Annotated in this window: 14 protein-coding genes; 9 read left to right on the top strand and 5 right to left on the bottom strand. The window is 48.8% G+C overall.

The window, feature by feature from the left end; translation table 11 throughout:
* A partial coding sequence (locus N7268_RS15105; RefSeq protein WP_001680836.1) for an IS1 family transposase occupies positions 1-70 on the bottom strand: 70 nt, incomplete at its 3' end.
* Positions 71-752: 682 nt separating this feature from the next.
* The gene (locus N7268_RS15110; protein WP_260863563.1) at positions 753-1,181 is read right to left on the bottom strand and encodes a carbohydrate binding domain-containing protein; all 429 of its coding nucleotides are present in this window, start codon (positions 1,179-1,181) and stop codon (positions 753-755) included.
* Positions 1,182-1,851: 670 nt separating this feature from the next.
* Between N7268_RS15110 and N7268_RS15115 the strand changes: the two genes are divergently transcribed.
* The gene (locus N7268_RS15115; protein ID WP_260863564.1) at positions 1,852-2,214 is read left to right on the top strand and encodes a hypothetical protein; all 363 of its coding nucleotides are present in this window, start codon (positions 1,852-1,854) and stop codon (positions 2,212-2,214) included.
* A 180-nt stretch (positions 2,215-2,394) separates the two neighbouring features.
* Here the strand turns inward: N7268_RS15115 and N7268_RS15120 are convergent, their stop codons facing one another.
* From N7268_RS15120 to N7268_RS15130, 3 genes are read right to left on the bottom strand one after another with little or no spacing between them, the layout of a single operon-like run.
* The gene (locus N7268_RS15120) at positions 2,395-3,909 is read right to left on the bottom strand and encodes a tripartite tricarboxylate transporter permease (RefSeq protein WP_260863565.1); all 1,515 of its coding nucleotides are present in this window, start codon (positions 3,907-3,909) and stop codon (positions 2,395-2,397) included.
* Between the two features lie 10 nt (positions 3,910-3,919).
* Entirely contained in the window at positions 3,920-4,354 is a 435-nt protein-coding gene (locus N7268_RS15125) for a tripartite tricarboxylate transporter TctB family protein (RefSeq protein ID WP_198906217.1), read from the bottom strand.
* Between the two features lie 14 nt (positions 4,355-4,368).
* A complete protein-coding gene (locus N7268_RS15130; RefSeq protein WP_260863566.1) occupies positions 4,369-5,346 on the bottom strand; it encodes a Bug family tripartite tricarboxylate transporter substrate binding protein in 978 nt (325 codons plus the stop codon).
* A 153-nt stretch (positions 5,347-5,499) separates the two neighbouring features.
* Here N7268_RS15130 and tctD point away from each other — a divergent pair, with 153 nt between their 5' ends.
* From tctD to N7268_RS15170, 8 genes are all read left to right on the top strand, one after another.
* Positions 5,500-6,174 (top strand): transcriptional regulator TctD, encoded by a 675-nt coding sequence (gene tctD, locus N7268_RS15135; protein ID WP_042313173.1) that lies wholly within the window; start codon positions 5,500-5,502, stop codon positions 6,172-6,174.
* Positions 6,161-7,600 (top strand): sensor histidine kinase, encoded by a 1,440-nt coding sequence (locus N7268_RS15140; RefSeq protein WP_260863567.1) that lies wholly within the window; start codon positions 6,161-6,163, stop codon positions 7,598-7,600. Before tctD ends, N7268_RS15140 begins: the two co-directional genes overlap by 14 nt.
* 384 nt (positions 7,601-7,984) lie before the next feature.
* The gene (locus tag N7268_RS15145) at positions 7,985-9,400 is read left to right on the top strand and encodes an undecaprenyl-phosphate glucose phosphotransferase (RefSeq protein WP_260863568.1); all 1,416 of its coding nucleotides are present in this window, start codon (positions 7,985-7,987) and stop codon (positions 9,398-9,400) included.
* Positions 9,390-10,676 carry an outer membrane beta-barrel protein gene (locus tag N7268_RS15150; RefSeq protein WP_260863569.1) on the top strand — a complete coding sequence of 429 codons (1,287 nt, stop codon included), beginning with the start codon at positions 9,390-9,392 and terminating at the stop codon, positions 10,674-10,676. The genes N7268_RS15145 and N7268_RS15150 overlap by 11 nt, the downstream gene beginning before the upstream one ends.
* 1 nt (position 10,677) lies before the next feature.
* Positions 10,678-11,235, top strand: coding sequence for a polysaccharide biosynthesis/export family protein (locus N7268_RS15155; RefSeq protein WP_198906225.1), 558 nt, complete (start codon positions 10,678-10,680; stop codon positions 11,233-11,235).
* Positions 11,236-11,237: 2 nt separating this feature from the next.
* Positions 11,238-13,367 carry a GumC family protein gene (locus tag N7268_RS15160; RefSeq protein ID WP_260863570.1) on the top strand — a complete coding sequence of 710 codons (2,130 nt, stop codon included), beginning with the start codon at positions 11,238-11,240 and terminating at the stop codon, positions 13,365-13,367.
* A complete protein-coding gene (locus N7268_RS15165) occupies positions 13,364-14,575 on the top strand; it encodes a lipopolysaccharide biosynthesis protein (RefSeq protein WP_260863571.1) in 1,212 nt (403 codons plus the stop codon). Before N7268_RS15160 ends, N7268_RS15165 begins: the two co-directional genes overlap by 4 nt.
* Positions 14,572-15,942 (top strand): capsular biosynthesis protein, encoded by a 1,371-nt coding sequence (locus N7268_RS15170; protein ID WP_260863572.1) that lies wholly within the window; start codon positions 14,572-14,574, stop codon positions 15,940-15,942. Before N7268_RS15165 ends, N7268_RS15170 begins: the two co-directional genes overlap by 4 nt.
* Positions 15,943-15,944: the final 2 nt, after the last annotated feature.

Below are 15,944 nucleotides of genomic sequence, written 5' to 3' on the forward strand. Positions count from 1 at the left end.
TGCTTTTGCCGTTACGCACCACCCCGTCAGTAGCTGAACAGGAGGGACAGCTGATAGAAACAGAAGCCACTGGAGCACCTCAAAAACACCATCATACACTAAATCAGTAAGTTGGCAGCATCACCCGATTTTACACAGGATTTATCGTGGGAAAGGTGCATGTATTTTACCGTTGAAAACAGCATTAATTTATAAAAGTGAAAGTTTGGCCGTTAAACCTATCAAAGAGAGAAAAATATCAGTGTTTATGTATCACAATGAAGGTCTTTCATTTAAAGAGGGATTTGAAAGGACAAAGCAAGTTCTTCTGTCTTTTATCTGACGACTGAAAGCGAAAAAGCTCTCGCTGCGAGAGCTTTTATTTCTTGTTAAGGTCAATACCGGTTTTTATCTTTAACGCAAAGAGAAAAAATCTCCCGATGCCATGAGTGCCTAATAATGATATGATAATTGCAATTGCCCCTGATGAGATTTTGACTCCGTGAAAAGGAGGCAAGCTGATTATATGCGGTTTTACCAGGAAAAAAATCAGAAGACATATAATTAAGTCTCCGCATTTTTCCCGAAATTTCCCCCCTCCATATAACCACCGTCCTGTCTCTCCTAGTGTAATAATAAAAATCATTTTGAGTGTGTCCAGGGGTTCAGAAAAGAGTGCGAATATCAACCCGCTAAATGTCAATTTTGAGGACATCATTTCTCCTGAAAGGCCAGTTTAATAACTGGCCTTGTATAGTTATCTTACGTTAGATTTACATGCCAATCAGTAAACGTACATCATCGATATCGACTGCATCAGTCGGTTCGGCATTGTATGTCGCCTGAAAATGCAGCATCAGCGGCCCAGTCCAGCTTTCTTGTACAGTGAAGGTCATTGTTTCAGTCGTCCAGTCGACATTCATACCTGTATTGAATGTCTGGCTCCAATAGATGGTGTTTGTGTTCAGCATCATTACTGACACTGTACCGCTATTCTGGCCGCGAGATTTGAAGCTCAATACAGCTTCTTGTCCCACAGGGATGCTAATTCCCTGCCATGCAGATTCTGTGGCATTAATATGCGCGTAGTAGTTTTCAACAGTTTCGGATTCGTTTTGCACGCCCGCGGCACTATCAGAAAAAGACCATGCGTTGAGTTGTTCCGGGTTAAAATCGCCGTCGTTAATAATATTAGAAATCATTTTGTATCTCCAAATTGAAAAATTAAGGTATATGTTACTGACTCAGTAACATGAATTAATAGTAACGATATTCTTGCAATAGAATTTTCATTATTTAGTGAAAGTTCAACTCAAAAAGGTTGTTTGTTTTCAGGAGTCGAATGTTTAATCAGGGGATTCGACAGGAATGCATGTAAAGATTTTTTGACAGTTTATCGTTTCAAATGTGCTGTCAACTCACCATTAAAGTTTAAGTCCATTTTGGGATTGGTCGCTTGTCATGGCTATCAAGGAGTTTTACAACGATAAGGGAATGCTTATGTACAGCATCTCAACATTTTGCCCGTTCTGTCATTCTACGTTTTTAGTGGGTGCTGAGCGATGCGGTAGCTGTGGTGCGACCATTGAGTATGGACGAATTCCACCGCGATTCTTTCTGTTTCTGCTTGTGGTGATTTGGGGGCTGATAGGTGCTGTCCATGTCATTTGTGATAATTTTGGCGTTTTTAATTTCATTATACAGCTCAGTATTGCCGTTTCACTTTGCCTTATGGTTTGGGGGATCGGAATAAGAAAACTGGGTAAAAAATATCGAGGTCGGGTGCGGTTTGTTCGTAATGGAGCCTGAAGGAATGTAAAGCGGCGGAATTAACCGTAACAGAATTTTATTACTTTTAGGAAGATGATTTGTATGCCAGTTAATGACATCGCGGTGTTGATTTTTACGTTTATCGCAGTATGTGTGTTTATTTTTTGTGCCGCCAATATTGTCGTGCAGCTAAAAATCTATGATCTTAAACGACTTCTTCAGGACGACTATGAAAAGGCCCGGCAAAAGCTCGTGAGTGATCTGGATGAGTCCTGGATAAAATACAATGATGAACTTGCCGGTCTCAAAATAGAAGTGAAAGCACTTAAGAATCAAATTGCGAAGAAAGACGTGGCTGACGAATATCTAAGCAGCGCAGAGATATTGGGCAAAACAAAGAAGCCGCAGGACGATCCACAACATGATCAGTCACTGTCAAATGGAATACTTGCCCAACGCCATTGATGTGGCGCTACCTCCGACATGAAAACGTGCTGGGTTACATTGTGCAAATTACACATTCATCGGGGAAATAATAAGAGGTATATTCAGGTGAGATTTTAAAACTACTATTCACTATACCGAAAAAAGGACTCTGGCATCTAGGGTGTTAACACAGATGCCGAGTCCTGTTGAGTATCTTACTTATGGCGTTTCCACCTGCGGTTTACTGTTGCGCTTACGGATCAGACGCAGCATCGGCGGGATTACGATAACCATCACCGCCATCGACAGCAGAACTTTTGCCACACCGCTGGCCCACAGAATGTCCATGTTGCCATTACTGATAGACAGCGCGCGACGCAGGTTCTGCTCCAGCATTTCACCCAACACAAATCCGAGGATCAGCGGCGACATGGGGAAGTGCATCTTTCGCAGAATGTAGCCCAGTACGCCGAGCGCGACCATCAGCACCAGATCAAAGGTGGTGCTGTGAACCGCGTAAACGCCCACTGCGGAAACCGCCGCGATAGCAGGGACGAGGAACCACAACGGGATGGTCAGCATTCGGGTAAACAGACCGATCAGCGGGATGTTCATCACCAGCAGCATCACGTTGGCAATCAGCAGGGCGGCAATCAGCCCCCAAACGATATCCGGCTGCTCGGTAAACATCGCCGGACCCGGTGTGATGTTGTACAGCGTCAGTGCGCCCATCATGACGGCGGTAGTCCCGGAGCCCGGTACGCCAAGCGTCAGCATCGGGATGAAGGAGCCGCAGGCGGAGGCATTGTTTGCCGCCTCAGGAGCGGCAACACCGCGAATGTCCCCCTTACCAAAGCTGTCGCTGTTGCCGCTCAGCTTTTTCTCGGTCATGTAGGTAATCGCACTGGCGATAGTGGCGCCCGCGCCGGGCAGTACGCCGACAAAAAAGCCAATCACCGATGAACGCAGCGTTGCGCCCACACACTGGGCACCTTCTTTGGCATTGAATAACATGCGGCCTGTTTTACGCACCAGCGTCTGGCCACTGCTGGTATGTTCCAGCATTAAGAGAATTTCTGAGACAGAGAACAGCCCAATCACCACCACGATAAACTGCACGCCGTCGGAGAGATGGACACTGTCAAAGGTGAAGCGGTAAACCCCGGTATTGGCGTCTACGCCAACGGTCGCAAGTCCGAGACCGATTAGCGCTGCCAGAAATGATTTCAGTGGATTTTGCGCCATCATGCTGCCGAGACAGGCAATGGCGAAAACCATTAAGGCAAAGTATTCTGCCGGACCGAACGCCAGCGACCATTGCGCCAGCGCCGGGGCAAACAGAATGATGCCGCCGATAGCGATCAGCGAACCAAAGAACGAGCTGACCGCTGAAATAGAGAGCGCCACGCCGCCGCGCCCTTGCTGTGCCATCGGGTAACCGTCGAGCGCAGTCATAATGGCGGCCGCATCGCCGGGAACATTGAGCAGAATAGAGGAGATCCGCCCGCCGTATTCGCAGCCGATATAGACGGTTGCCAACAGGATCAGCGCAGACTCTGCGGGCAGGTGTAACGCGAAGGCCAGCGGCAGCAGAATCGCCACGCCGTTGATCGGCCCCAGCCCCGGCAACAGCCCAACAATGGTGCCGACAAAGCAGCCAATCAATGCAATGACCAGGTTTTCCGGCGTCATCGCCACCGCGAAACCCTGAGAAAGATAAATCCAGGTATCCATCGTTTCTCCGTTAACCCAGCCAGGCGCCGAGTGGTAAGGTGACGTCAAGTAGCCGGTCGAAGGCATACCACAACAGAATGCCAAGAACCGCACCGGAAATTCCTGCTGCCGGAATCGTGGCGCCGAACAGCATGCCTATCACCACCGTGAGAATGGCGGTGGCAATCGGAAAGCCCAGCCATTCAAAACCCCAGGCGTACATCAACAGCACAATCACCATCGTGAGCAGTTTTTGCAGCACGTGGCGGCGAGGCCAACTGATGGTATCCGGGTGGCGCAACAGCAACGCCACGGCACACAGGAGCATCAGGCTGATAATGCCGAGCGGGAACGGACGCGGTCCGACCGGCTCATAGCTGTATTCACTGCTGATTTGCCAGGCGATGAACAGCCCGGCAATACAGAGCAACAGCCAGATACCTGCAAAAATACGATCGCTCATCATCGTTGCCTCAACGGTTATTTAGCGAGACCAAAGGCTTTCGCCTGCTCACGGTAATCCGTAACCTGCTTTTTCACGTAGTCGTCGAGCTGCTTGCCGCTCATGTTGAATTCGAACAGACCACGCAGGTCGCGCTGCTTTTTAAACTCATCGGTCTGCTGGAGTTTGTTAAAGGCTTCAACCCACCACTGATATTCGGCATCGCTGACTTTGGGACCAACGTAGAAGCCGCGGATGATTGGCCATACGAGGTCATAGCCTTGCTCTTTGGCGGTGGGGACATTGGCCAGTTGACCCGGCAGGCGCGCTTCAGAGAACACTGCAAGCACACGGATCTTGTCGCCACTGAGGTAGGGCACCATTTCACTGAGATCGCCGGAGACGACCTGCACGTGATTCCCCATCAGTGCCGTCACCGGCTCGCCGCCGCCTTCAAACGCGACGTAACGCATCTTGTGCGGATCGACGTTGGCCTTTTGCGCCAGCAGCGCGGATTTCATCCAGTCCTGGCTGCCGATGGAGGCCCCTGCGCCAATCACCACGCTATTGGGATCTTTCTCCATCGCCGTCAGCAGATCTTTCAGCGTTTTCCATGGGGAGTCGTTACGCACAGCAATCATGCCGTAGTCGGTTCCTACGCTCGCCAGCCAGCGCACATCATCCACGCCGTAGCGGCCAAACTTGCCCTGTGACAGGTTCAGCAGCGAGCCGCCGGAGAAGGCCACCACGGTTCCCGCTTCGGCAGGGCGTTGCGCGACGATCGCGTTATAGGCTACGGCCCCCACGCCGCCGGGCATGTAGGTCACGCGCATCGGTTTTTCGATAGCGCCTGTTTCCATCAGGCTCACCTGAATCAGCTTGCAGGTGAGATCGAATCCACCGCCGGGTTTTGCCGGGGCGATGCATTCTGTGCGCGAAGGCGCTTGTTCAGCCAGCACAGAGGTACTCATCAATAAAATGCTTGCAGTAAGGGTACGAAGTAATTGTTTTTTCATTGTTTATCCTCACGCCGGAAAACCGGATTTTCGGGTACGGAAGAAGATTTTTGTGATTATGTGAGCCGATGTGTAGCAGTTCGGTTGCGTGATTGTTAAAACATTAACCTTTCAATTCCCTTTCAATGCGGCAGAAACTTTACAGGATGTGATATGCGTCTCTTATTAGCGGAAGATAACCGTGAGTTAGCTCACTGGCTGGAGAAAGCGCTGGTGCAAAACGGTTTTGCCGTGGACTGCGTGTTTGATGGCCAGGCGGCCGATCACCTATTACACAGTGAAACGTATGCGCTGGCGGTGCTGGACATCAACATGCCCGGTCTGGATGGGCTTGAGGTTGTTCAGCGGTTACGTAAGCGCGGGCAGACGCTTCCCGTCCTGCTGTTGACGGCGCGCAGCGCGGTGGCGGATCGGGTGAAGGGGCTGAACGTCGGCGCCGATGACTATCTGGCGAAGCCGTTTGAGATTGAAGAACTGGATGCCCGGCTGCGGGCGCTGCTGCGGCGCAGTGCGGGACAAGTACAAGGCATACAGCAACTGGGTGAACTGGCGTTTCACGATGAAGGCTATTTTCTGCTGCAAGGGCAGCCGCTGGCGCTCACGCCACGTGAGCAGGCGCTGCTGACGGTGCTGATGTACCGTCGATTGCGCCCGGTTTCACGTCAACAACTGTTTGAACAGGTTTTCAGCCTGAGCGATGAGGTCAGCCCCGAAAGTATCGAGCTGTACATCCATCGCCTGCGTAAAAAACTGCAAGGAAGCGATGTGCGGATTGCCACGCTGCGCGGCCTTGGTTATGTGCTGGAGCGTAGCGATGAAGTGGGTTAAGCCCCAGTCGCTGTATCTGCAGCTATTAATGTTTCTTGGTTTGCCGCTGCTGTTGCTGTGGGGGCTGTCGGCCTTTAACAGCTATGTCAGCGCGCTACAAGCGGCGACGCAGGCGTATGACAGGGCGCTGCTCTCGTCGGCCCGAACGGTCTCTGAACGGCTGGTGGTGCGAAATAAACAGCTGGAAGTCAATGTCCCGTGGGTGGTGCTGGACAGCTTTGAACTGAACATGAACGACAGGCTGTATTACAAGGTGGTGGATCCGGCGGGGAATGTGATCTCCGGCTATGACGATTTGCCGGCGATGCCGCTCGCAACGTCGCGCACCCAACTCTATCCGGCGCTGGCGTGGTTTTATCACACGGAATACCGTGGAGAAGCGATCCGCGTGGCTCGTCTGCTCCAGCCAGTGAACGAGGGCGGGATCGTTGGCATGGCGGAGATCTACGTCGCCGAAACTCTGCAATCGCGGCGCTATCTGGCAAGGCAGCTGCTGTTTTCCTCATGGGTTTCACAAGGGCTGTTGGTGCTGCTGACGCTGGTACTGGTCGGCTGGTTACTGCGGCGGGTATTACGCCCGATGCGCCAGTTATCGTCATTGATGGTGCGGCGTGAGCCGGGATTGCTGACCCCGCTGCCGGAACTGCTCCCGTGGTCAGAAACCCGTTTGCTGATTGTGGCATTCAACCGCTATATCGACCGGCTGCGTGCACTTATTTCCCGTCAGGAACGCTTTAGTGCGGATGCGTCCCATCAGCTAAAAACGCCTCTGGCGGTGCTAAAAACCCAGGCGGCGGTGGCTCTCGCCAGCCCACAGCCCCAGCAATGGTATGAGAGCCTACAGGCGATGAGTACGACGCTGGACAGTACAATCCAACTGACGGAAAGGTTATTACAGCTTTCGGCGGTGAAGCGTAAAGAACAAGGGGAGAGGCACTTTTCACCGGTTAATCTGTACGAGGTGGTGCAAAGCAGCTGCTTTACCCGACTGGCACAGGCGCGTAGCAAGGCAATTGATCTGGGTTATGAAGGGGAACAGGGCGCGGTGTGGATTGAAGGCGACGAGGTACTGCTCGGTGAACTGTGCGGGAACCTGCTGGATAATGCACTGAAATATACTCCCGCTCAGGAAGTCGTCACTGCCCGGCTATTGCGGGAGGGCGATGCGGTGGTGCTGGTGGTTGAGGATAGCGGTCCCGGCATTGATGATCAGCAGATGCATCAGGCGTTACTGCCGTTTCATCGTCTGGATAACGTCGGTAATGTCCCCGGCGCCGGTATTGGTCTGGCGCTGGTCAACGATATTGCTCGCCTGCACCGTACTCATCCACAGCTATCACGCAGCGAAACGCTGGGAGGGCTGTGCGTTCAGGTGCGTTTTTTGTGCGCAGTGGATGAAGGCGAAGGATATATTGCGCAGAGGTAAATCAGTAGACGTATTTTCTACGTATTGCTGGCTACCTGACGTTAATGGTGCCGTCGTACTATGGAGATAATAAACGACGTGATTGATAACGAATAATTATCTTTATTGGATAGTGGGTAGTCTATGGATGGTTATCTGTCAATAGTGCTTCAGTATTGTATTGGCAGTTTTTCTAATACTGGGTTTTTAAATAGGGTGATATTTTAATAATCATTAAAATCATAGTGATAGGTATTCATGGTGCGATATTAGTCACACTGAACAACAATCTTTTTTACATTTGTTGACAGTCTGACATTGCGTTTTTCAGACTTGTGATATAATTAGCAACAGTAAAGGGACATAAAAACATTAAATATCAATAAAATAATAACAGGCCGAGATATGCTAAAAAATTCACTAAAGATTAGCAGTCAAGGATATCCAGTATTTATAAAGCTGGTCGATTTTATCGTTATTAATTTAACGTTAATGAGTAGCGCGCATCTGTTAGCAATTGCGCCGTTTAAGACTGTTGTTATTCTTAGCGTACTCTTTTCCGTACTTTTTCTATTGTTTGCTGAATACACTAAAATGTACCAGCAAAAGATCAAGACTATCAGTTTACGTAATCAAAAAAGACTGCTTTCCTGTACGCTGCTGGCGATATGTTGTAATGAATGGGTCAGGGTGACGGTGGCCGAGCCTGAGTCACAGGGATACTTAGCGGTACTGGAATCTTCTTTTTTATCAGCCATTGTCTACTGGTATTTTATTCCACTGCCTTTTCTTTATTTTGTGCGTTTTTTAATTTTTAAATTAACGGCGAAAAAAAACATTCGCGTTGCCATTATTGGGCTTACCGATAATGGTCTGGCAGCAGAAACGGCACTGATGAATGAATATGCCCATATAAAATTAGAACTGGCTTTTTATGATGAACGCAGTCTATCCCGCTGCGGTGATGTGGTGAATAAGGTTAAAAGTCCCTTTCGCGGCTCGGTGATTAATTTGGTTGAAGAAGCCAAAATGGGAAGAATGGATGAGATCTACATTGCATTGCCAATGGTCGCGTTACAGCGTATTCGCCATTTTTTGGCAATGATGTCTGATACCACGGTGGATACCTATATTGTTCCTGATTTTTATACTTACAGTAACAATATGTCTAAGCTGCGCTCCATCCACAACCTGCAGACTATTGGCATCTTCAGTTCGCCGTTTGAAGGGGCGGGTTCTTTTATCAAGCGTGCGGAAGACCTGATTCTGGGCAGTATCATTATGGTGATGATTTCCTCATTGATGTTAGCGATCGCCATTGGAATCAAACTTACCTCTCGTGGGCCGGTATTTTTCAAACAGGATCGTTATGGCCTGAGTGGGCAAAAAATTAAGGTCTGGAAGTTTCGCTCTATGCGCGTTATGGAGAACGCCGATACGGTGATTCAGGCCACAAAGAACGATCCGCGGGTTACCCGCTTCGGCAGTTTTTTGCGCCGCACCTCTCTGGATGAATTGCCGCAGTTCATTAATGTCTTGCAGGGAAGTATGTCAATTGTTGGCCCAAGACCACATGCGGTTACGCATAATGAGCAGTACCGCCAACAGGTCGAAAATTACATGATCCGCCATAAAGTTAAACCCGGTATCACTGGGCTTGCGCAGATTAACGGTTTCCGTGGTGAAATCGATGCGCTCTATAAAATGGAAAAAAGAGTCCAGTATGATATTGAATATATTCAGAACTGGTCGTTGTGGTTGGACATAAAAATTATTATTAAGACTATTTTCAAAGGATTTGTCGGTAAGAATGCATACTAAATTAATAATTATTACCGGAATTGTGATATCGCAGCCCGCATGGGCTGATTTAACACCGAAATCACACATAGGCTTTGCGGGGATAGACTTCCAGGGCAAGGTTGCTGTGGATTACGGTTATGATGATAACGTGACTTATCAGCCACATAACAGCGATGCCATCGGTTCTTCGTTCCAGAGTGCCGCGCCTGTGCTGAGTATGATCGGTGAACGCGGTCAGGATAAGTATTTGCTGATGTATTCCGGTGATTACCGTAACTACTCCAGTGATTCCGCAGATAATTACGCCGATCATCTTTTCCGTTTTAACGGTGCCTGGCGCTATGGGCGTATGCACGGTTTAACCCTGAATCTGGAAGATGCGCTTGGGCATGAAGCGCGTGGACGGGATATCACGGAGGGGTTTCTGCCGGGGCAGTTTCGCCAGTATGGGATAACGTCACCGTTGACGACAAATTTTATCAACAGTGAATTGCGCTATAGCTATGGTGCGCCGGATGGCCGCGGCAAAGCTGAGCTGGCGCTGTTATACAAAAAACTGACGTTTGGTAATACTCAGGATGTTGAGGATGCCAGTGAGGATTTCTACCATTACATCCAGCAACAGGAGTGGCATGAAAATAGTCTGGTGGCCGAGATTTTTGACCAATACACATCCAGAACGCGTTTTCGCTATAGTTTTATTACCAACCAGCGTCATTATGATAATGATTCAGATAAAGACAGTAATGAATACTATTTGCTTTACGGTCTGAAATCACAGTTGACGGGGAAAACCAACGTCGACATGAATATTTCCTGGTTGTATAAAACATTTGAAAATGACCCAAACTCACATGATTTTAATGGTCTAAACTGGGATATTCAGGGGGAGTGGAAGCCGTTAAAGCAATCAGTGCTTACTCTCCATTCCTCGCAGAGCATTAAAGACCCTTCGGAAGTGGGGGGCTATATTTTAGTGACTCAGTATGGGATTTCATACCAACATTTCTGGTTGGGAGAGCGTTTTTCAACGCTGCTGGACTACTCATATACCACGGAAGATTATAAAAAACAGAACAAGGATCGGCATGATAAAAATGGTGTATTTAGCGTAACCCTGAGCTATGACTACACGCCGTCTGTGAACTTTGAGATTAAATATCAACTGGATACCCTTAACTCGAATAAGGATACTGACTCGTTTGATATCGGTCCCAACGACAATCAGAACGTCATCAGAACGTTGGGTTATGATAATTCTATGATTATGCTTAAAGCTAAGGTTCAGATCTAAAATGAAAATAATAGAACTGTGCGCGTTTTTGCTATTCAGTGTTCTGTTGGTCGGGTGTACAGCCTCCAGACCAACATTAATGGACGATCCCGCTGATCTTGCGCAGGATTACCGACTCGGGGCGGGGGATACTGTCAATATCGTTGTTTACGGTGAACCCGAGATGACGATGAAATTCATTGTGGATAAGAGTGGCACAATTAATTTCCCTTATATCGGTGCTCTGGTATTAAAAGATAAAACACCTGAACAGGTGAATATTGAATTAGCTCAGCGCCTGCGCGATGGTTATATGATTAATCCGATGGTGACAGTGAGCGTCGCTGAATTCCGTAAATACTTTGTTTCAGGCGAAGTGAAAAGCCCGAATGGGTTCGCTTATGAGCCAGGACTTACCGTTGAGAAGGCCATTGCGCAGGCTGGCGGATTTACCGATCGTGCTGACCGCAAAGATATCAATATACGCAAAGCGGGTAGCCATCAGCTGCTGGAAAATGTCGATTTAACGCACTCTGTTCGTCCTGGGGATGTCGTGATTATTGGCGAGGGGTTCTTTTAACGATGAAACTATCAATAGTGGAAAACGGCAAGAAACGGGAAAACACCGTGGACTTCTCCCGATTCGCCAAAGAAATTAAAAAGAACGCCTGGAAAATCGCCCTTACCGGGATTATTGCCGGGGTCGTTGCGTATCCGTTAATCAGCATGATGTCATCAAAGTATGTTTCGACGGCAACGGTACTGATCAAGGCGCAAGCGGATAATGTTTCGCCGTTTCCACAGGTTGATGGTTTTGATTCAACGCGCAGTGGTTACTATGAAACGCAGTATGCGTTGATGCAGTCACGTATCGTGCTGGAGCAAGCCGTACGCGATCTGAAACTGGATGAAAACCCTGACTTTAATGGTGAGAAGGCTGGCGCTAAAGCGGGGGATAGCCGCCAAAATCAGCAGCAGAGAGTCGATCAAGCGCTGAAGACCCTGTCGAAGCACCTGAGTGTTATCGGCATCAGAACAACGAATCTGGCGTCCATTTCCTATGAATCCACGTCCCCTGACGAGGCGGCGCAAATTGCTAACGGTGTTGCCCAGGCTTTTATCCATTACACGGTAGATCAAAAACGCCAGAAAGCGGAGAAAGCGAAAGCGTTAAACGCAGAAAAGATGGCGGAGATACAGGCCTCCATCGTCAAACAAAAAGCGGAAATGGATAATTACCTGAAAAGCGCGGGGTTATTGACGTTCCGCGGTATTGATGGCTTTGAAACCGAGCAGTTAAGTATCGCCACCAATCGCCTGGCTGATGCGACTCAACGCCGGGTAGCCGCAGAATCGGTCTATAACGAGGTGAATGGCTCCGGGAAGTCGCTCGCGGATATCATTTCTCAGCCCTCCGTTTCTGACCATGCACAGATTCAGGATTTACGCATTGCGCTGATCCAGGCACAACGTACGCTGGCTGAACAGCGTAAGCTGTATGGACCTAAGCACGCGAATATCCTGAAAGCGGAAGCCGATGTTCAGTCTATTCAGGGGCAAACACAACGCGTCCTTAGCGAGCTGAAAACCGGGTTACGTCAGCAATATCAGGCTGCGCTCGCGGATGAAAAAAATTACCGGGATCAGGTGGCTCAGCAGAAAGACGTTTTCCAGAATATGTCATCAAAGCGGGATATCTATAACAGTCAAAAACTGGCGTTGGATAAAATGGAAGACCTGTATAAAACGCTTTATCAGCGAACTCAGGAGCTATCCCTGTCCGGGGTGAATGCCGACGCGGTGTTATATGATCCCGCCGTGCCCGCATTAAAACCGGCCAAGCCAAATAAATCCTTACTGTGGGTGATGGTTGTTTTGCTGGTGGTGGTGTTCAGCATCATGTATTTCATTGTCAAAGCGGCAATGGACAATTCAATCAGCACCCTGAGTCGTATGAAAAAACGCCTGAATATTGAACCGCTGGGGGAAATACGGCGTTTTAATGGGATTGAGGGGCGATCGCAAATTCGGGATCTGATTCTGAAGAATCCGCTAAATGCCGACGTTGTTCACGGCATTCGTACCCGGATAATGCTCGATACCCGCTTATTGCAGACGGTGGTGATCGCCTCGACAGAGCACGGCGAGGGGCGCTCTCTGTTGGCCAGTCTGCTGGCAAATTCATTCAGCTTTGATCAGAAAACGCTGCTCATTGATGCGGACTTCTTTAATCACGACGGGCTCTCTTCTGAGTTTGCAACCCCAGCCTCTGCTGGTGTAGCCGAATTGCTACGTGGTGAGGCGGTGCTGGAAAACGTGCGGCTTAACATAAAGGAGAATCTCGACTTTATCCCTCACGGTAAAGCGACGATCTCTTCGTTGCTGATGCTCTCCTCGGAACATGTTGAACCGCTGATGCGCGAGCTCAGATCGCAGTATCAACGCATTATTATTGATGTTGCGGCCGTGAAACAGAGTCAGGATATTCAACTGATCAAGCGCGTTGTGGATGGGGCGGTATTCGTTGTTAACGCCGGGGCAGGGGCTGCTGATGCCATTGCCAGCGCACTGGATAAGCTCGAAGAGCATCAGGGCGTTGTGATTGGGGCTGTGCTGAACAAGGTCGAGGAGAAAAACCTGGAAACGCAAGAGGGGCTGCGTTCACTGAACTTCAATACTGACCAACTGATGACCACGCCAGGTCGCCTATGAGTCTGCTGAAGAGCGCCTCCACGATAGCCGGCTCCTCCGTCATTTCGCAACTGATTGGCGCGCTGTCTATCTGGTTGATTTCGCACAAGTACGATATGGCTGAAGTGGGGCTTTATGCGCTCAACTACAGCATTGCCGTGGTGGGCGCTCAGGTATGTACTTTTGCTTCACAGCTGCTCATTCCGAAACAGCAGGATGAGGATCTGGCGCAAAATGTGGTGTTTTGTCTGCTGCAAAGTACGGTGATTGCACTGCCGTACGCCGTTCTGACGGCGTGGTTATTTCATCAGAATGTGCTGTTTCTTTATTTACTGTCGCTTTCAAATGCCTGGGTTTTGATCTCGGAAAATTTATCGCTGCGAACGGCAAACTTTGCTTTTCTGATATTTCAGCGTATTTCGGTCTCTGTCGTGGTGGTTCTTTCGGTACTGCTGACGCACCATGTTCAGATGTTTTATTGGTCGTGGGCATGCGCGATGATGTTGCTGACCACGAGCTGTATTTTGCATTCGTTTGATATTCGTTCGGTAACGGCACACCATTTGCGTCCGGGCAGCAATCTGCAATTTTTTAAACAGCATGTTCATCACATCACCAAAGTCGGCAGTGCGGAAGTGTTAGCGATGGCAAGCAGCAACTTGCCGATTATGCTGATTAACTTCTGGTTCTCGGCGCTGACGGCAGGCTATTTTTCCGTCGTGAGTCGATTCTGTCTGGCACCGGTTGTGATCATCGGTAACGCGGTGCGCAATACCATTTTTTCAAAATGGTCTATCGACTTCAGAAATAATACCTTCAATTATCAAGAGTATACGAAGGTACGCATGTTGTTGTTGGTGCTTGGGGTTATCTGTACCTTAGGGGTCTTTATTTTCTATCCGATCGTGATGCGTCTGGGGTTTAGCGAAGACTGGATCAATTCTATTCAGACTTCACGTTACATGCTGCCCTATTTATTCCCGGCGCTGGCGATCAGCCCATTGACGGTAGTGGAACTCATTTTTGGCTCCCACCGCTATTTTCTACGTATCCAGCTTGAGCAATTGGCCATTGTGCTTATCGCTTTTGTGGTCACGCCGTATTTTTATAATGACTATGCGACATCCGTAATATTGTTTTCCTCACTGACCTTTATTCGCTACGCCTTCATTTATGTGAAAATGAATAAGCGTGCGAATCTGCTGAAAAACAAGCCGGTGATACTATGACGCTGAATACCGGATATTATTTACAGGTTTATGCCTTTATTACGCTGATTGTCTGTGGCCTGGTACAATACTTCACCGGCGTGCAGTCAGTGCTGTGGCTCCCCTTTTTCCTGACCCTGGCGATGCTCGTACTGTTGGTCATGCAGACGCGGGATGGCTCGCTGCATTTAGATGCACAGGAAACGATAGTGCTTGCGCTGTATCTCTCTTTCCTGGTGCTGGCGGGGACATCGACCCTGCTTCAGGGCGGGATCACCGTTGCTATCGTGGCGTTTAAAAACGAAATCGCGCTGTCGCTGGTGATGATCTGTTTGTTGCTGGGATTTTGCCGGGAGTCGCAGATTTATCGGGTCACTCGCTATCTGTACTGGGTGTTTTACGCACAAATCCCGGTGATGATTTATCAGGTTGTCATGGTGCTCCCCCAGCGTGTGGCCTTGCGCGGTGAAGATGAAAAATGGGACTCCGTGGTAGGCACGTTCGGCGGCGATCCCATGGGGGGCGGTAACACCGCAGCCATGGGGCTATTTTGCTTGTTGATTATGTTGCTTAAACTCTCGGAATATAAGCACGGGTTAACGACGTTTAAATCACTGGCGCTGCACATTATCATCGGGATTGGGCTGTGTATCATTGGTGAAGTGAAGTTCGTTATTCTGCTTTCACCAATATTCCTGGCCTGGGTGTGGATAACGCCGAGCTACGTCAAAGATGTCAGTAAGGTCAATCTGAAGACGTTATTGGTGATAGTGGCAGGAATGCTGCTGCTGATTGGCGTATCGATCGTCATTCTGGCTTATTATTATTCCACCGCGTTTGGCGGCGATGCACAGAAAAGCGCGTTAAGCATCTTCATTGATTCATTAAGTTATATCTTTGACCCTAACTACATCATGTCTACCGGAGAGTTAGGGCGTTTTACGACCTTTCTGTTCTGGCTCAAAAATAACGATTTGTGGGGACTTTCAGGAACGTTATTTGGCTATGGGTTAAATGCCACGAACAGCGGGAGTTCGGTGTCACCGGGATTTTTGAATATTGTTTATAACTTAATTCTGGATTCCACTGCGCTGAGTATGCTGCTGTGGGAAGTGGGCGTTATCGGCACGCTGCTGTTTATCAGTTTGTTTATTTATATTCTGAAAGTGTGTCAGCCAAAACCCTTACTGACGCTTGAACAACTGGACAAAAACGATCTTCAGTTGTTGAGCTTTGCCCCGGCGTTTAATGCTTTTGCTATCAGTTGTTTAATTAGCTTGCCTTACAGCCAGATATTGATGATCACGCCGATGTTACAGTTCCTGTTCTATCTGGCTCTGGGGTCAAGCTTAGTGATTCGCCGAACGGTTCTTCGCTGCGCAGGGTAATG

Source organism: Citrobacter sp. Marseille-Q6884 (genome assembly GCF_945906775.1).
GTDB lineage: Bacteria > Pseudomonadota > Gammaproteobacteria > Enterobacterales > Enterobacteriaceae > Citrobacter.